The organism is Trinickia mobilis (assembly GCF_017315705.1).
In the GTDB taxonomy this organism is placed as follows: domain Bacteria; phylum Pseudomonadota; class Gammaproteobacteria; order Burkholderiales; family Burkholderiaceae; genus Trinickia_A; species Trinickia_A mobilis.
In genome coordinates this window covers 288,123-305,586 of the sequence record NZ_JAFLRF010000005.1, presented here as the reverse complement: position 1 = coordinate 305,586, position 17,464 = coordinate 288,123, and the positions used below count along the sequence as shown (strand labels likewise).

15 protein-coding genes are annotated in these 17,464 nt (G+C 67.0%); 11 read left to right on the top strand and 4 right to left on the bottom strand.

Features of this window, described 5'->3' with window-relative positions; genetic code table 11:
* Positions 1 to 93 precede the first annotated feature (93 nt).
* From J3489_RS09895 to J3489_RS09865, 7 genes are all read left to right on the top strand, one after another.
* Entirely contained in the window at positions 94 to 579 is a 486-nt protein-coding gene (locus tag J3489_RS09895; RefSeq protein WP_206997537.1) for a cupin domain-containing protein, read from the top strand.
* A 300-nt stretch (positions 580 to 879) separates the two neighbouring features.
* A complete protein-coding gene (locus tag J3489_RS09890) occupies positions 880 to 2,562 on the top strand; it encodes an ABC transporter substrate-binding protein (protein ID WP_206997536.1) in 1,683 nt (560 codons plus the stop codon).
* 43 nt (positions 2,563 to 2,605) lie between these two features.
* Positions 2,606 to 3,616 (top strand): ABC transporter permease, encoded by a 1,011-nt coding sequence (locus tag J3489_RS09885; protein ID WP_206997535.1) that lies wholly within the window; start codon positions 2,606 to 2,608, stop codon positions 3,614 to 3,616.
* Positions 3,613 to 4,476, top strand: coding sequence for an ABC transporter permease (locus J3489_RS09880; protein ID WP_206997534.1), 864 nt, complete (start codon positions 3,613 to 3,615; stop codon positions 4,474 to 4,476). The genes J3489_RS09885 and J3489_RS09880 overlap by 4 nt, the downstream gene beginning before the upstream one ends.
* Positions 4,473 to 6,575: a dipeptide ABC transporter ATP-binding protein gene (locus J3489_RS09875; RefSeq protein ID WP_206997533.1), complete on the top strand. Its 2,103-nt coding sequence runs from the start codon at positions 4,473 to 4,475 to the stop codon at positions 6,573 to 6,575. The genes J3489_RS09880 and J3489_RS09875 overlap by 4 nt, the downstream gene beginning before the upstream one ends.
* A gap of 453 nt (positions 6,576 to 7,028) precedes the next feature.
* Positions 7,029 to 7,490 (top strand): hypothetical protein, encoded by a 462-nt coding sequence (locus J3489_RS09870; RefSeq protein ID WP_206997532.1) that lies wholly within the window; start codon positions 7,029 to 7,031, stop codon positions 7,488 to 7,490.
* Between the two features lie 167 nt (positions 7,491 to 7,657).
* Positions 7,658 to 8,101: a hypothetical protein gene (locus J3489_RS09865; RefSeq protein WP_206997531.1), complete on the top strand. Its 444-nt coding sequence runs from the start codon at positions 7,658 to 7,660 to the stop codon at positions 8,099 to 8,101.
* 52 nt (positions 8,102 to 8,153) lie between these two features.
* Here the strand turns inward: J3489_RS09865 and J3489_RS09860 are convergent, their stop codons facing one another.
* On the bottom strand, positions 8,154 to 8,999 hold the full coding sequence (locus J3489_RS09860; RefSeq protein WP_206997530.1) for an aldo/keto reductase: 846 nt from the start codon (positions 8,997 to 8,999) through the stop codon (positions 8,154 to 8,156).
* A 295-nt stretch (positions 9,000 to 9,294) separates the two neighbouring features.
* Between J3489_RS09860 and J3489_RS09855 the strand changes: the two genes are divergently transcribed.
* Positions 9,295 to 10,041: a GntR family transcriptional regulator gene (locus J3489_RS09855; protein WP_206997529.1), complete on the top strand. Its 747-nt coding sequence runs from the start codon at positions 9,295 to 9,297 to the stop codon at positions 10,039 to 10,041.
* 149 nt (positions 10,042 to 10,190) lie between these two features.
* Here the strand turns inward: J3489_RS09855 and J3489_RS09850 are convergent, their stop codons facing one another.
* The 3 genes from J3489_RS09850 to J3489_RS09840 form a co-directional block, all read right to left on the bottom strand.
* Positions 10,191 to 10,673: a FapB/FapC family functional amyloid domain-containing protein gene (locus J3489_RS09850; protein WP_206997528.1), complete on the bottom strand. Its 483-nt coding sequence runs from the start codon at positions 10,671 to 10,673 to the stop codon at positions 10,191 to 10,193.
* Between the two features lie 281 nt (positions 10,674 to 10,954).
* Positions 10,955 to 12,346 carry a CoA transferase gene (locus tag J3489_RS09845; RefSeq protein ID WP_206997527.1) on the bottom strand — a complete coding sequence of 464 codons (1,392 nt, stop codon included), beginning with the start codon at positions 12,344 to 12,346 and terminating at the stop codon, positions 10,955 to 10,957.
* 266 nt (positions 12,347 to 12,612) lie between these two features.
* A complete protein-coding gene (locus J3489_RS09840) occupies positions 12,613 to 12,918 on the bottom strand; it encodes a DUF2917 domain-containing protein (RefSeq protein WP_206997526.1) in 306 nt (101 codons plus the stop codon).
* Between the two features lie 140 nt (positions 12,919 to 13,058).
* Here J3489_RS09840 and J3489_RS09835 point away from each other — a divergent pair, with 140 nt between their 5' ends.
* The 3 genes from J3489_RS09835 to J3489_RS09825 all read left to right on the top strand — a co-directional run bounded on the left by J3489_RS09835 (position 13,059) and on the right by J3489_RS09825 (position 17,457).
* Complete coding sequence (locus J3489_RS09835; RefSeq protein ID WP_206997525.1) at positions 13,059 to 14,498, top strand: aminotransferase-like domain-containing protein; 1,440 nt, start codon at positions 13,059 to 13,061, stop codon at positions 14,496 to 14,498.
* A gap of 10 nt (positions 14,499 to 14,508) precedes the next feature.
* On the top strand, positions 14,509 to 15,960 hold the full coding sequence (gene mdtD / locus J3489_RS09830) for a multidrug transporter subunit MdtD (RefSeq protein WP_206997524.1): 1,452 nt from the start codon (positions 14,509 to 14,511) through the stop codon (positions 15,958 to 15,960).
* A 222-nt stretch (positions 15,961 to 16,182) separates the two neighbouring features.
* Positions 16,183 to 17,457 (top strand): EAL domain-containing protein, encoded by a 1,275-nt coding sequence (locus tag J3489_RS09825; protein WP_206997593.1) that lies wholly within the window; start codon positions 16,183 to 16,185, stop codon positions 17,455 to 17,457.
* Positions 17,458 to 17,464: the final 7 nt, after the last annotated feature.

Sequence of the window (17,464 nt, the reverse complement as noted above, 5' to 3'; positions counted from 1 at the left end):
CCGGCCCGGCACTGCCCGCTACGGCGCAGTAGAGCCGGCCCGTCCGAGGCACACGGTCTCGGACGGGTTTTTTTCAGACCCCTACGAATCATCATGAACGACCACCCCACCCCGCCCGTCGACTGGCGCGAGCACGGCGTGAAAGTGATCCGCGGCGACCAGCTCGACACCAACACTGCGCAAACGCCAGGCATGAACCGCGCGGCGGCGATCAACGCGGCACGTGTCGGCGCCCAGAAGATCTGGGCCGGCACCGTCACGATCCATCCGAACGCGAAGACGGGCGCGCATCACCACGGCGCGCTCGAAAGCGTGATCTACGTCGTGCGCGGCCATGCGCGCATGCGCTGGGGCGAGCACCTCGAATTCACCGCGGAGGCGGGCCCCGGCGACTTCATCTTCGTGCCGCCCTACGTGCCGCATCAGGAGATCAATGCGAGCACCGACGAGCCGCTCGAATGCGTGCTCGTGCGCAGCGACAACGAGGCGGTGGTCGTGAACCTGAATATCGATGCGGTCGAAACGCCTGAGACCGTTTATTGGGTCGATCCGATTCACAAGCATCCACACGATGATTGAAACGCGCTGGGCGCTCCTGCGCAGAAGGGAGCGCCCAGCGCTCGGGAACGCCCTTTGCTGCACGCCCGATGCCGCAGTCATAGCAGCGGCTTTCGCGCCGCAGCGACGCGCGGCCGGCGTGCCGTTGTTGGCGTGACACAAATCGGCGGCATTCCCGCCCGGCTTGCAGCCCGCGACACGCACGAACGCGCCGCAATCGGGCCCAATCGCTTACACTAAAACCGCTTTCATCATCGCGGCACCGCTCGTCCCAAACGCGCCCCCGGCGGCGCGCCCCTCCACGATACGGAAAACTCATCGATGAAGACTCCTGCGGAACTCCGCTTGGCTCTCGAAGCCGCCCGCCGCGACGCCGGCGAATTGGGCAATCACGCCATCGACGAATACTTCGCGGGCCGCGTGACGCGCCGCGAACTGCTGCGTCACGCAGGCGTGATGGGACTTTCAGGCTTGCTCGCGGCCGCGGGCGGCGGCGCGCTCCTCGTACCGGGACCGGGCACCGCGCGCGCGCAAGGCACGGCCGGCGCCAACGCGACGATTCGCGTCGCGCACCTGATGCCCGCGGGCGCAGTGAACCCGCTGACCGTCGCAGACGCATCGGGCGTCGGTCTCTTGAATCAGACGGGCGAGTTCCTGATCGACGACGACAGCGAGCACATGATGCTGAGACCCGCGCTCGCGCTGTCGTGGCAGCCGAACGACAAGGGCGACGTGTGGACCTTCAAGCTGCGCCAGAACGTCAAGTTCCACGATGGCCAGCCGTTCACGGCGAAAGACGTCGCCGCGACGTTCGACCGCCTCGCCAATCCCGCGAGCGGGTCGGCGGCGCTGTCGGTCCTGAAAGGGGTCTTGTCCAAGGGCGGCACGCAAGTCGTCGACGACCACACGGTCGCGTTCCATCTCGACGCACCCAACGGCAACTTCCCCTACTACGTTTCTTCCGACAATTACAACGCGGTGATGCTGCCGGCGAATTTCAGCGGCAACTACGAACAGACCTTCATCGGCACCGGCCCGTTCAAGCTCGAAAAGTACACGCCGAAGGTCGGCGCCTCGTTCGTGCGCAACCCCGACTACTGGGGCGAAAAAGCGTTGCCGGAGCGCATACAGTTTTCTTTCTACGCGGACCAGCAGGCGCAGATCCTTGCGCTGCAGGGACGACAGGCCGACGTAATGGCCGGGTTCACGATCCAGGGCGGAGCCGGTATCGTGAACAACCCCGGCTTCAAGGTGATGGGCGTGAAGTCCAGCGCGCATCGGCAGATCCACATGCGCAACGACATCGCGCCGTTCACCGACAAGCGCGTGCGCCAGGCACTCGCGCTCGCGCTGAACCGCGACGTGATGGTGCGCGGCCTCTTCCACAGCCGCGCGGCGCTTGGCAACGACAGCCCGTTTGCGCCGGTGTTTCCGTCGACGGACACCGCGATCGCGCAGCGCAGGCTCGACGTCGCAAATGCCAAGCAGCTGCTCGCGCAGGCGGGCCATCCGAACGGCTTCGACGTCACGCTCACCACCGAGAAGTTCATGGAGATTCCCGATCTGGCGGTCGTCGTGCAGAACGCGGCGAAGGCGATCGGCGTGAACATTTCGCTCAAGGTCGAAAGCCAGGAGCTGTACTACGGCGCCGGCACGCCCGGCAAATCGGACTGGCTCGACTCGCCGCTCGGCATCACCGACTACGGCCACCGCGGCGTGCCGAACGTGTTCCTGAGCGCCCCGCTCACGAGCAGCGGCACGTGGAACGCGGCGCACTTCAAGAACCCGCAGTACGATGCGCTCGTCGCGCAGTTCGTCGGGGCACTCGGCATCGCATCGCAAAAGAAGATCTCCGGCCAGATCCAGACACTCTTGCTCGACGAAACGCCGGTCATGATCCCGTATTTCTTCGATCAACTGATCGCTGCACGCAAGGCGCTCAACGGCGTGCGCTTCACCGCGATCCTGCAGCTGTACTTGGATCGCGCGACGCTCACCGCGTAGCGCCCGACAGCGAAGCGAGGCGCGAGCCATTCACGAAAGAGCGATGTCGACCACGGCCTCTTCTCCCCAACGGCGGGCCGCAAGCGGCAATGCGGCTCGCGTCGCACGCTTTCTCGCGACGCGGCTCGCGTTGTCGCTCGTCACGCTGTGGCTGCTGTCGGTGATCGTGTTCGCCGGCGGACAGCTTCTGCCCGGCGATGTCGGCCGTGCGATTCTCGGGCCGCTCGCCGATGCGCGCGCGGTCGCCGCGCTCGACCACCAACTCGGCACCGACCGGCCGCTCCTGGTGCAGTACGTCGAGTGGATCACGCACTTCCTGCAGGGCGACATGGGCATGTCGTACGCGTTTCGCGCGCCCGTCGCGCCGTTCATTGCGAGCGCGGTCGGCAACTCGGCGAAGCTCGGCGCGCTCGCGTTCATCGTCGTCGTGCCGCTCGGCATCGCGGGCGGCGTGTGGGCCGCAATGCACGCCGGGCGCTTCCTCGACCGCGCGATCAGCATCACCGGGCTGTCCGCCACCGTGGTGCCCGAATTCGTCTCGTCGATCGTGCTGATTCTCGTATTCGGCATCTGGCTCGACTGGCTGCCGATCGAAGCGGACTATCCGGCCAATGCGGGCGTCTTCGAACAGTTAAGGCACTTGATCCTGCCCGTGCTGCCGCTCGTGTTCGTGTTCTTCGGCTATATCGCGCGCATGGCGCGCGCGGGCACCGTCGAAGCGCTCGACGCCGACTACACGCGCACCGCGATCCTGAAAGGCCTGCCGCAGCGCGTCGTGATCATGCGGCACGTGCTGCGCAACGCACTTTTGCCGACCATCACCGTCGCCGCCACGCAGCTCGGCTACATGATCGGCGGGCTCGTCGTCGTCGAGACGCTGTTTCACTACCAGGGCATCGGCTCCTTGATCTACAACGCCGCGAAATCGAAGGACTTTCCGATGCTCGAAGCCGGTGTGCTGACGATCGGCGTCGTCTATACGGTCGCCAATCTCGCCGCCGACGCGCTTTCCGTCGCGCTCAATCCGCGGCTGCGCGTGAGAGGCTCCGAATGAGCACTGCCGTCGATATCGCCGCTCGCCCGAAGCATGCGTACCTCGAAGCGCTGCGCGTGCTGCTGCGCTCGCCGACCTTCGTCGTCGGCGTGCTGATCGTCGCGTTCTGGGTGCTGTGCGCGCTCTTCGGTCCGCTCGCCGTGCCGCTCGATCCGTATGCGTCCGATCCGCTCAATTCGCTCACGCCGCCCGATCACGTGCACTGGTTCGGCACCGATCAGCTCGGGCGCGATATCTTTTCGCGCGTGATCGTCGGCGCGCGCGACATCCTCACGATCGCGCCGCTCGCCACGCTGCTAGGCACGTTCGCGGGCACCGCGCTTGGCCTCTTCGTCGGTTATTTCGGCGGCTGGGTCGACAACGTCGTCGGCCGCGCGATCGATGCGCTGCTCGCGCTGCCGCTCGTCATCGTCGCGCTGCTCGCGCTCGCGGCCGTCGGCGCTTCGAACGCGACCGTGATCCTCGTGATCGGCATCACGTTCACGCCGATCACCGCGCGCACCGTGCGCGCCGCCGTGCTCGCCGAGCGCCATCTCGACTACGTGGCCGCCGCGCAATTGCGCGGCGAAAGCGCGGTCTACATCATGTTCGCGGAGATCCTGCCGAACGTGCTGCCGCCGATCGCCGTCGAGGCGAACGTGCGGCTCGGCTACGCGATCTTCGCGGTCGCGACGCTCTCGTTCCTCGGCTTCGGCATCCAGCCGCCCTCGGCCGACTGGGGGCTCGCGCTCTCCGAGTCGTACACGCTGATGGCGGGCGGCGCGTGGTGGACCGTCGTGTTCGACGCGCTCGCGATCGCCACGCTCGTGGTGGGCGTGAACCTGATCGCCGACAGCGTCCAGGGAGTGCTCGACCGATGAACGGTCCGCCGCCCTCCTCCTTTCCGGCATTCGACGTTTCGAAGAGCGATAAGACCGACGCGTTGACCGTCGTCGGCCTCACCGTCACGTACCGGATGCGCGGACGCGATCGCGAAGTGCTGCAGGACGTGTCGTTCCGCGTGCGGCGCGGCGAGGCGTACGGGCTCGTAGGCGAATCGGGCTGCGGCAAGTCGACGGTCGCGATGGCGACGCTCCGCTATCTGCCGCGAAACGGCAAGGTCAAAGCCGGGCGCATTTCGATCGCCGGGCAAGACATCGCCACGCTCGACGCCGATGCACTGCGGCGCCTGCGCGCAAACGCGATTTCGATGGTCTACCAGGACCCGTCGCGCGCGCTCAATCCGTCGCTGACGATCGCGCGGCAAGTCACCGAAGCGTTCGAAGCGGCAGGTGCGACGCGCGCCGATGCGCTCGCGCGCACGCTCGAGATGCTGCGGCGCGTGCGCATCGCGGCGCCGGAGCGGGTGATGGATAGTTATCCTCATCAGTTGTCGGGCGGCATGCAGCAGCGCGTCGTGATTGCGATGGCGCTCGCGTCGAATCCCGAGCTTCTGATTCTCGACGAGCCGACCACCGGACTCGACGCCACGGTCGAAGCGGAAGTGCTCGATCTCGTCGCGCAATTGCGCCGCGAACTCGGCACCGCCGTGCTCTTCATCAGTCACAACCTTGCCGTGATCGGGCGCATGTGCGACCGCGTCGGCGTGCTGTACGCGGGTAAGCTCGTCGAAGAAGGCGCGACGCAGGACGTGTTCGCGCAGCCGCGGCATCCGTACACGGTCGGCCTGTTGCGCTGCCTGCCGAGCCCGGGACGCAGCAAGGACATCGACCGGCTCGACACCATCGCGGGCAGCCTGCCGCTGCCGGGGTCCGTGACGCAGGGTTGCGTGTACGCGGAACGCTGCCGGCTCGCCGACGAACGCTGCCGGCGCGAAGCGCCGCCGCCCTATCGCGTGAACGCCGCGCACGGCGATCAGATGTCGCGCTGCCATTACCACGAGCGCGCGATCGAATTGCCGCGCATAGCGAGCGGCGCTGCCGCCAACGGCGCAAGCCCCGCGATTGCCGCGGCCAAGATGAACGGCAGCCCGCTCGCATTGCGCGCGGCGCATCTGTCGAAGACCTTCCACGTATCGGGCGGCCCGTTGCGCGCCGTCGACGACGTCTCGCTCGAACTCGCCGCCGGCGAAACGCTCGGCCTCGTCGGCGAATCGGGCAGCGGCAAGACCACGCTCGCGAAACTGCTGCTCGGCCTCCTCGCTCCCGACGAAGGCGGCGTGCTCGAACTGGACGGCACGCCCTTGCCGCCGCGCGTAACAGGACGCAACGACGACCAGGTCAAATCGCTGCAAATCGTGTTTCAGAACCCGGATTCGGCGCTCAATCGCGCGCATTCGGTGAAGCGGCTGATCGGGCGCGCGCTGTCGAAGCTCGGCGCGCTGCGCGGCCCTGCGCACGATGCGCGGCTTGCCGCGCTGACCGCCGCGGTGCGCCTGCCCGAACGCTATCTCGGCGTGCGCACGCGGCAGTTGTCGGGCGGCCTCAAGCAGCGCGTCGCGATTGCGCGCGCCTTCGCCGGCGACCCGCGCGTCGTGGTGTGCGACGAACCGACCTCCGCGCTCGACGTCTCGGTGCAAGCGGCGATCCTGAATCTGCTCGCCGACTTGCAGCGCGAGCGCGGCGTGAGCTACGTGTTCATTTCGCACGACCTGCACGTCGTGCGCTATGTGTCAGACCGGATCGCGGTGCTGTACGTCGGCCGGCTGATGGAAATCGGTCCGGCCGGCGCGGTGTTCGACGGCCCGCACCATCCGTACACCGAAGCGCTGCTCTCTTCGGTGCCGACGCTCGACGGCAACGGCGCCGAGCTCGCGCGCATCCGTCTTTCCGGCGACTTGCCGAGCCCGGCAGCGCCGCCCTCTGGCTGCATGTTCCAGACGCGCTGCCCGCGCAAGCTCGGCGCAATCTGCGAACAGCAGGACCCGCCTTTCGTCGAGGCTGGCGGCGAGCATCGCATTCGCTGCCATATTCCTGTCGACGAATTGCGGCAGCTGCAGCGCAAACCGCAGCGCGCATAGCGCGACCTCCTCGCACAATCCTCGCGGCCCGCATCGACTGGCAGGCATTGCGCCGTGCGATCGCCGATGTAACGCGGGCCTGCGCAAATTCTCCCGTCCGTTTCACGCTCGAAACGTTTTCACGGATTTCGCTCGATGCTGCGCAAAGCACGCCGCGCCCGCCTTATAGGCGGCGGGGGTTTCAGGCCAGTGGCACGCTAATCGCTATAAACGGCGCATACGGCCGGGCCGCCGATCGCGCAGACGCATAGCCGTTCGATCGACGGGCAGTCAACAACACACCGGCCGCGCGGGCGCCGCTTTCGCCGTTTGCACTACGAACCGGAAGCGTGTGCCAGCCTTGCACCACCGGTCCGAGGGACGGCCAGGTTAGCGCTTGCGCGAGCCGTGCGCGTGAATGGGCAAACGGTACGACAAAAACAGGCGACTGGCCGTTTCCTCGGTAATAGCATCATGAAAATCAGATCATTTATTCAGTATTGCTATGTAATCGCGCGTGGCGCGACAGTGCTGTGCGCCGGCATCACGGTCATGCAAATGGCGAACTGCGCGCACGCGGCTTCCTCCGGCGAGGTGATCCCGAGGTGGCTCGTCGACGCGGAGGCCGCCTCGGAACCGGCCGCTGCGGCGCCGGCGCCCGACGTGCAGCGCCTAACGGTGGCGGCAACAAGCGCCGACGACGTGACCTGGGTCTTCCTTGTCAGGCCCTGCCGGGACGATCCGAATCGCGGCGCTTGCAATAAGCACGCGAGCGGAGACGGCGGTCGGGCCGCGAACGGCGCGGTCGGTTCGAGCGGTTTGGGCCGAGGCGATCCGGCGGGGACATCGAGCAGCGGGACAGGTTCGGGCGGTAGAGGTGGTGTCGGGAGCGCAAGCGCGAGTGGCCATGCTCTTCCGAGCGTCATGTGGCGGTGACGTATCGATCCCCCGGTCGAACGTCACCGCCCGGGGCGCGGAGCCGGAGTTTCGCGAGCGGCTCCGGCATCGCGCGCCGGCATCCGTGCGCTAGCGAACCCGCGCGCAGGAACCAAACCGGCGCGCAGTCCTCTATCGAATTCGACATTCGAGCAGAGGAGATCAAGATGAAGCGAAACCTCTCCGCCCAGGCAGCAGGCGCCGCGAGCGCCCTGCTCGCCGCCGCGGCGCTCGCGCTGGCTTCACAAGCGCATGCGCAGCAAACCGTTGCCAACGCCGAGCCTCCCCACACCGATCCGTCGTTCTCCGCCTACTCGCTTTCCCAGCTTTGCCAGCAAAAAACCGACAACGTCGCCCAAGGCCAATGCGTGGGCGCCGTGCGCGGGATCATCCACGGCTATCAGTACGGCGTGCTGTTTCTCGGCCAGCGCGCCACCGTGCCCAACGAAGCCGTGCAGCGCGTCGCGCTGTGCCTCTCCGGCACGCCGGTCGCGACGATCGTCGACGAGTTCGTCGCCGATACCCACCAAGTCGACGACGAGGCGCTCAAGCGCACGCCCGCCGAAGTCGCCGTGCTCGGCTCAGTCCACATGCATCACGCGTGCGATTGACGCGCGTTTCATAACGCGAGGGCGCGCGTGACACCACGCGCCCTCGCGCCGTTCACAGCATTTCGAGCGGACGCTTGCCGCGCGGCGGCTTGAAACACGCGTCGATCGCCGTGAGTTCGTCTTCGGTGAACCGCAGATCGAGCGCGCGGCGATTCTCGCGCACATGCTCGACGCTGCCCGCCTTCGGAATCGCAAACACGTTCGGCTGGCTCAGCACCCACGCAAGCGCAACATGAACCACCGACACGCCGCGCGCATGCGCGATCTCGTCGAGCGGCGTGCGTTTCGGCAGGCGCGCATGATCGACCGGGCTATAGGCCATCGCCGGCATCTTGCGCGCTTCGAGCCAGGGCAGCAGATCGAACTCCGGTCCGCGCCGCGCGACGTTATAGAGGATCTGGTTCGTCACGCATGCTTGCCCGCCGCGCGCCGAGACGAGTTCTTCCATATCGTCGGTGTCGAAATTGCTCACGCCCCAATGGCGGATCTTGCCCGCGCTGCGCAACGCCTCGAAGCCTTCGATCGTCTCCGCGAGCGGCACGCCGCCGCGCCAGTGCAGCAGGTATAAATCGAGCCGGTCGGTCTTCAGGCGCTTGAGGCTCGCCTCGCACGCCGCGACCACGCCGCGCCGGCTCGCATTGTGCGGATAGACCTTGCTCACGAGGAACACTTGCTCGCGCAGGCCTGCGAGCGCTTCGCCGACGAGCGTCTCCGTCGCGCCGTCGCCGTGCATCTCGGCGGTGTCGATCACGGTCATGCCGAGCTCGATGCCCGCGCGCAACGCGGCGATCTCCGATGCGCGGCGCGAAGCGCGCTCGCCCATTTCCCAGGTGCCCTGTCCGAGCTTCGCGATGCGCTCGCCGTCCGGCAAGCCGACGTAGGCTGGGTTGGCGGTCATGATGCCTCCTGACCCCCGCCCCGCAGGAAGTCCCCCGCCTCGCAGGAAGTCCCCTTGGGGGATTGGGGCATTGGGGTAGGGGGCAGCGAACGTAGGTGAGCGTGGGGGTGGTTCATACATTTCCTTTGTGCTTTGCGGTGTGCACGCGCGAACAAAGCGCGCAAGATTCGCGCGATGGATTGGACCGAGTGTAGCCCCTTGCCGAACCAACAATCGTAACGAACGGCAAAACCCCGCTATAACGCAGCGCGCCAATGACATAAAATTGCCGCTTGGCCTTCGTCGCGTTCACTTCATGAGCTCAACCACGGAAAACCGCTGGCGCGATCTGCGCCCGGACCCGGACAACGACACACCGCTTTATCTGCAACTCGCCCGCAAGCTCGGCAACGCGATCCACGAAAACCGCTGGAACGCAGGCGAGGCGCTGCCGTCCGAACGCGTGCTGTCGGAGGCGCTTGGCGTGTCGCGCATCACGGCGCGCAAGGCGATCGCGCTCTTGGTGGAACAAGGGCTCATCCGCCGCACGCAAGGCGCGGGCAGCTTCATCACGCCGCGCTACGACGATCCGCTGTCGCGGCTGTCGAGCTTCAGCGAAATGCTGCGGCGGCGCGGCTTCACGCCGAGCTCGCAGTGGATCTCGCGCGAGATTCAGCCGGCCAATCGAGAGGAAGTGATTCAACTGGGGCTGTCGCCGGCCGCGGCGGTCACGCGTTTGAAACGTCTGCGCCTCGCCAACGGCATCGTGATGGCGGTCGAGAATTCGACGCTGCCTTCGTCGGTGGTGCCCGATCCGCAGGCGATCGGCGATTCGCTGTACACGTACCTCGAACAGCGCGGTCTCGCGATCGTGCGGGCGTTGCAGCACTTTCGCGCGGTGAACGCGAGCGAAGAGATCGCGCATCAGATGGGCATCGCGCCGCACGACGCGCTCTTGCTGATCACGCGCGTAGGCTACACCGCCGAGCAGCGCGCGATCGAACTCACCGACACTTACTGCCGCAACGACTACTACGACTTCGTCGCGGAGCTGCGCAAGTAGGCGCGATGACGGCGGCGCACCCGCGCCGCCGCGCGCTGTCTGACGACAAGGGCGATGCACGGCGCACCATAGACGATGCAAGCGGTCAACCAAGCAGCAAACGACCAGAAGTGTTCGAACATGTCAGTGCGCGTGGGGGTCGTTTCATCTCAGTGAACGATAAAGCCGTTGTATTGCGCGTTACCCACGCCAGCGGCGAGATTCACGCCCACGTTGCCCGACACGCCCGAGAGCGCGCCCGACCCGAGCGACGCACTGCCCCTGCCGCTGCCGGAGAGACGCGCGGCGGCCGCCACCGTCTGGGTCGACGAGATATCGGCGGCGGGGGTGTCGATGAGCGCGATCTGATTGGCTTGCACGTTGAGCGCGCCGGCCGCGACATTGACGCCGGCGTTGCCGCTCACGTTCTTCAGCGCGTTGGCGCCGATCGAGGCGTCGAACGAAGCGCCCTTGGCGGAGGAGGAAGACGAGACGATGGCCAATCCGCCGACCGTCTGCGTCGAAGTCAGCTTGACCGAGCCGAAGACGGCAGTCAGGTCCGGATCGGACGAAGTCGCCTGCCCCGCCGCGAGCGCGGGCAACACGCCGATGGCAAACGAGCACACGGCGGCAGCCAAAGGATGGATTTTCATGCGTAGCTCCTGACGAATCCGGATTGGACAGCTACGCAGGTTTAACGACCGCGCCGGGCAAAAGTTGAGGACGGAAAACCCTCAAACGCCACGAACGCGAAAAAGCGGAAACGGCCGCATCACCTGCCGCTGCAACGATTGCGCCGGTCCCGCTGTTCTTATAAAAAAATGATACGCCGCGCGCGCGAGGTCAGCATGTCCGACACCTCCCCCGCCAGCCGCCAGAGTCTCGCCGCCCTCCGCCGCCAGGGCCTCCGTCAAACCCGATGAATCGCACGAGCCTAGGCGATCCAGCGAGCCTCGTCGGTGCCGATCGGCACCGGCGGGCGCCCGAAGAACGGCTGCGTTTCCGAGAGCAACTCGGCGGGCGACGTCCCGAGCACCTTGCCGAACGGCGATTCGACGGTCTCCAGGCAATCGCGCAGGTCGTCGAGCGTGACGTCCGGCGCACGCCGGCCGCCTTCGATCTGCCCAAGCGATTGCAGCCACCGCCCGGTTTGCGCGAGCGACAGCCGCACGTGCCAGCTGCCGCCTTCGGTCGCGCGCCGCGCGAGCGCAACCATCGCGCCGAACGCGGCGAGATAGCCGGTGCCGTGGTCGAGCGCCTGACACGGCAGATGCTGCGGGCTCGCCGCTTGCGCCGCCTGCGTCTCGTTCCAGGCGATCCCGCTTGCCGACTGTACGAGGCTGTCGAAGCCGCGCCGGTTCGCCCAAGGCCCCGTGTGACCGTATGCGCAGATCGATACGTAGACGATGCCCGGCCGCATGCGAGCTGCGTCTTCCGGCGAGAAGCCGCGCGCCGCGAGCGCCCCCGGACGGTACGCCTGGAGAAACACGTCGGCCTCGGCGGTCAACGAGGCGAGCGCCGCGCAACCGTCGGCGTGGCGCAGATCGACGACAGCCGAACGCTTGCCGCGTCCGTTGTCGATGACGAGCGGCGGGATGTTCGGCAGATGGGGGCCGCTCACGAGCAGCACCTCGGCGCCGTGCTGCGCGAGCGCGCGCCCCGCCACCGGCCCCGCGATGATGCGCGAGAGGTCCAGCACGCGCGTGCCTGCAAGCGGCCGCTCGACGCCGCTGCCCACGGGCTCGGGCGGCGCATCGCCGATTCGCTCGATCTGAAAGAGCGGCAAGTCGGCAATCGCGGCTGCCTGCTCGAGCGCGGTCCATTCGCGCGGCGTGCGGATCAGCGCGGCGCACAGGCCCGCGTCGGCGAGCGTCTGATCGAGCGCCGCGCCGTTCCAGCCGCGAATCGCCTCGACGACCGCCGCGCGGTCGTTCGCACAGCCGAGCACCTTGAGCACGCCGTCGCGGTGATGCTCGAAATTCGTGTGCAGTTGAATCCAGCGTCCGTCGCGCGTCTCGTAGAAGCCGGTGAGCGGACCGCGCAATTCGGGCGCCGGACCGTCGTTCACGCGCAAATAGCGTTCGCTGCGAAACGACGCGAGCGCACGGCGCATCTCGACTTCGACGCGCTGCCGGCGCCCCGTGCGCAGACGAAAGCACTCGGCTGCGGCGAGCGCCATCGCGCCGATCGCCGCCGCCGCGAGCGTGCCGACGCGGTAGACGGAAGGCAGCCCCGGGTCGTTGCCGTCGATGACAACCGATTCGAGCGCTGCGGGGTCGCATTCGGCGACCGACCAGAGATGTTCCAGGGCGATAAGCGGAGTCATGATCGACGAGAAGCGGCGGCTGAGGCGTTGAGACGAGTCTAGAATCGGCCCGCACTGCGATCAATCTTGATCCCAATAATCAACATATATCGATTTGTTTGGTTTCTCGGCCGACACCTGCGCTGCCTGATCCGGCCGCGCGCACGTTATATCGGCGCGCATCCGGAGACGGCGTGACGTTTGATGCCGGTTTGCACCGCGGCCGACTCGCCACGCGCCGCCGCGCAGCGTGAACCACGCACCGCATCGACCCGCTCAACGGGTGCTCAAGCCACGTTCAGCCAGCGCGGCATCCAGCTTCGCGACGCCGGCGCCGACGTTGCCATCACGCCGCGGCCCGCACTCGCAAACGCCAGCGAAAACTTCGCCCCGCCGCGCCCGGCGCTGACCCAGGTCCTCGCGCCTTGCGGCAACACGAACGGTTCGCCCGCCTTGAGCCAGTAGTCCTCGGAATCGCCTTCGACCGTCAGCCAGATTTCCCCGTCGGTCACCGTGAGCACGGCCGGCCGGTCGATCTGCCAAGCGGCAGCCGGTTCGCTGTACTCGAGTTCGAAAGTCCGGATTTCGCGCATCGCTGTGCTCCTTGAAGAGGCGTCCTAGGGGAATTACGTAGCCTCATTATTGAGACGCCGCTGCTAAAATCACATGCACAGTTCCGAACAGTTTCACTGAAACTGTTCAGGCGAATTATCGAACAGTGAGGTGGCGCCGCATGAAACCCGATCTCGAACTCGACCGCGAAAGCGGCGTGCCGCTCACCGAGCAAATCGTGGCCGGCGTGCAGGGCTGGATTCGTTCGCGGGACCTCCACGCGGGCACGAAATTGCCGTCGATCCGCCAGTTCGCAGCCGACTACGGCGTGAGCCGCTTCCCCGTCATCGAGGCGTACGACCGGCTCGTCTCGCTGGGCTACGTCGACTCGCGGCACGGCTCGGGCTTTTACGTGTCGCGGCGCGCGCTTGCCGGCAACGACTGTCAGGGCGCATCGGACCCGCGCCGCGCCGAGGAAGAGTCGATCCACATCCTCCAGCAGTTCAACTACCCCGGCGAGCACCTGAAGCTCGGCGGCGGTTCCATCCCCGAAGCGTGGCGCGACGTGGACGGCCTCGCGCAGGCGGTCCGTCAGGTGTCGCGCACCGAGCCGCTGAGCATGATCGACTACGCGAGCCCGCTCGGCCACCCCGCCTTGCGTGAGCACCTGAACGCACGCGCCGCGCTCGTCGGCATCGAGACGGCCACGTCGCAAATCCTGATCACGAACGGCGCGAGCCAGGCGCTCGACCTCGTGATCCGCTACCTGCTCAAAGCCGGCGATACGATGTTTGTCGAAGATCCTGGCTACTACAACCTGTTCGGGCTGCTGAAGCTGCACGGCGTGAACCTGGTCGGCATTCCGCGCACGGTGAACGGCCCCGATCTCGACGTGCTGCAGGAGCAACTGAAGCGTCACCGCCCGCGTGTCTTCTTCATCAACACCGTGTTTCACAATCCGACCGGCACGACGGTCACGCCGCCCGTCGCGTTCCGCCTCTTGCAACTCGCGCGCGAGTACGGCTTCACGATCCTCGAAGACGATATCTACGCCGACTTCCAGGCCGAGCCGACCGACCGGCTCGCGACGCTCGACCAGCTCGAACAGGTGATCTATATCGGCGGGCTGTCGAAGACGATGTCGTCGTCGCTGCGGATCGGCTTCATCGCGGCGAACCCCAAAGTCATCAAGGATCTCGCCGACATCAAGGCGCTCACGTGCATCAGCGGCTCGCTCTTTGCGGAGAGCGTGGCGCTCGCGCTGCTCGAGCGCGGCGCGTACCGCAAGTACCTCGACCGCCTGCGCCGGCGCATCAACGACGCGCTCGGCGCCGCCGTGCAAACGCTCGAAGCGTACGGATGGGAGCTGTTCGCGAAGCCGGCGGGCGGCAAGTTCGCGTGGGCGCGCGTGCCGCACATCGACGATTCGCGGCAACTCGTCGAATGCGGCGCGGCATGCAGTGTCACCGTGGTGCCGGGGAGCTATTTCCGGCCGCATTCCGAAACGTCCCCGTGGATCCGCATCAATACCGCGTACGCGAACGATCCGCGCGCCCGCGCGTTCTTCGCCCGCGCCGTCGAGATGGAGCCGGCGCGCGAATGCGATAGCGAAGAGGCGTGACGCCCAGCCCATGTCCAATCCGCCGACCACTGCCGCCGCCCCCGCCCGCACCTATTCCAAGCAGTCGCTGAACGTGCTGTTGTGGCTCGTCGCCACCGGCTTCTTCATGCAGACGCTCGACTCGACGATCGTCAACACGGCGCTGCCGTCGATGGCGAGGAGCCTCGGCGAATCGCCGCTCAGAATGCAGTCCGTCGTGATCGCCTACTCGCTGACGATGGCGGTGATGATCCCCGTCTCCGGCTGGCTCGCGGACAAGCTCGGCGTCCGGCGCGTCTTCTTCAGCGCGATCCTGATCTTCACGCTCGGCTCGCTCCTGTGCGCGAACGCGCATTCGCTGTCGCAGCTCGTCGCCTGGCGCGTGATGCAGGGTGTCGGCGGCGCGATGCTGCTGCCGGTCGGACGTCTCGCCGTGCTGCGCGTCTTCCCGGCCGAACGCTATCTGTCCGCGCTCGCGTTCGTCGCGGTCCCCGGACTGATCGGCCCGCTCATCGGCCCGACGCTCGGCGGCTGGCTCGTCAAGATCGCCTCATGGCACTGGATCTTCCTGATCAACGTGCCGGTCGGCGTGCTCGGCTGCATCGCCACCTTCATCTACATGCCCGACGCGAGGAATCCCGAAACCGCCCGCTTCGATCTCAAGGGCTACCTGCTGCTCGCGCTCGGCATGGTCGCGATCACGTTCTCGCTCGACGGCTTGGCCGAGCTCGGCCTGCAGCACGCGACCGTGCTCGTGCTGCTGATCCTGAGCCTCGCGTGCTTCGTCGCATACGGCCTGCATGCGGTGCGCGCCGAGCGGCCGATCTTCTCGCTCGATCTGTTCAAGATCCATACGTTCAGCGTGGGCCTGCTCGGCAACCTGTTCGCGCGGATCGGCAGCGGCGCGATGCCGTACCTGATCCCGCTCCTCTTGCAAGTGAGCCTCGGCTACAGCGCGTTCGAAGCGGGCCTGATGATGCTGCCCGTCGCGGCGGCAGGCATGTTCTCGAAGCGGCTCGTCACGAACCTCATCATGAAGCACGGCTATCGCAAGGTGCTCGTCGTGAACACGGTGCTGGTGGGCCTCGCGATGGCGAGCTTCCTGTTGACGAGCCTCCGTCAGCCGATGTGGCTGCGGCTCGTGCAGCTCGCGATCTTCGGCAGCGTCAACTCGATGCAATTCACGGCGATGAACACGCTCACGCTGAAAGACCTCGGCACCGGCGGCGCGAGCAGCGGCAACAGCCTGTTTTCGCTGGTGCAGATGCTGTCGATGAGCCTCGGCGTGACCGTCGCCGGCGCGCTGCTCACGACGTTCACCGAGCTGATCCCGCATGCGGGCACGGCCAACCCGCTGCCGGCGTTTCACGCGACGTTCCTCTGCGTCGGGATCATCACGTCGGGGTCGGCGTGGATCTTCGCGCAACTGGCGCCGGATATCCGGGGCACGGCCAGGAAGACGGATCCGTCCGAGCGGACTTGACTACGCCGACACTGCCTCGGGGCACGGCCGGCCGCGGCGCGCAGGCACCGCCTCGACCCGCAACGGGGCACGCGGCGCACTAAGGCTGTGCGCGGAAAGGCGCTAAAACGTGTCCTGCGGTGGCCGAAACGCCCTATGCCCCGCGCATGCTTCTTGCGTTCCGATCCGATAAACTTCGAATCTGTGCCCTTTCAGCAGCGCCGAACCCACCCCATGACCGACATGAGCATGATCGATCTCGACCCACCCGGCTTCCAGCCGCCGCGGCCGATGGCCGGCGACGAAGGCGCCCAGCGCACCATCCTGTATGGCGGCTACACCGTGTTCAGCGTGTTCCAGCCGGTGTTTTCGGTGTCGCACCGGCGCGCGATCGGCTACCACGCGTCGCTGCGCGCGCGCGATGAGCAAGGCGTGCACGCGCCGTCGCACGAAGTGTTCACGCAGGCCGCGCGGCGCGGCGACCTGCTGGAACTGGGGCGGCTCGCCGAATCGCTGCATCTGGGCAACTTCAACGCGTTCGACAGCCACGACGAGTGGCTCTTCCTGAGCCTGCACCCGGCCGCGCTGATGGACACGAGCTACGGCGACGCGCTGCTCGCCGGCCTCAAAGCGCTCGGCCTGTCCCCGCAGCGCGTGGTGCTGGAGGTGCCCGAGCAGGCAGGCGGCGAAACCACGCGCTTCGCCGAAATCATCGACGGGCTGCGCAAGTCCGGCTTTCTTATCGCGCTCGGCGGCTTCGGCGCGAAACATTCGAATATCGACCGCGTCTGGCACCTGCATCCGGATATCGTCACGCTCGACCGTTGCATCCTTGCGCAAGCGAGCGAGCACTCGCATATCGAGCGCGTGCTGCCCGGCCTCGTGTCGCTGCTGCACGAGTCGGGGCAATTGGTGCTGATGGGCGGCCTCGCGACCGAGCGCGACGCGCTGATCGCGCTCGAATGCGACGTCGACTTCGTGCAAGGCACGTTCTTCGCCGGGCCGAGCGTCGAGCCGGTCAGGCCGGAGACGGCGGCCGGCGTGATGGACACGCTGTCGGCCGCGCTGCGCGTGGCGCAAGCCGCGCGCGAGCGGGCGCAAAGCGCGCGGCTCGCGCCCTACGTCCGCGCGCTGGAAGAAGCGAGCTCGCGCATCATCGCCGGCAACGACGTCGCGCAGGCCGCGGCGGCGCTGCTCGCACTGCCCGAGACCGCGCGCTGCTTCCTGCTCGACGCGTCGGGCCGGCAGATCGGCGACAACGTCGTGCCCCCGGGGCGCGTGTCGCGGCGCGCGAAGCGCTTCTCGCCGCTCCTGCATTCGGAAGGCGCGAGCTGGGAACGCCGGCCCTATTTCATCGAGGCGATGCGCGCGCCAGGGTTCGCGCATTTGACCGCGCCCTATCTGTCGATCAATGAGGCGCACTTGTGCGTGACGGCGTCGATCGCGGCGCAGACCGCGCGCGGCCTGCAGGTGCTATGCGCCGACATCAATTGGGAAGCGGCCTTGCATCGCGTTTGAGACAGGC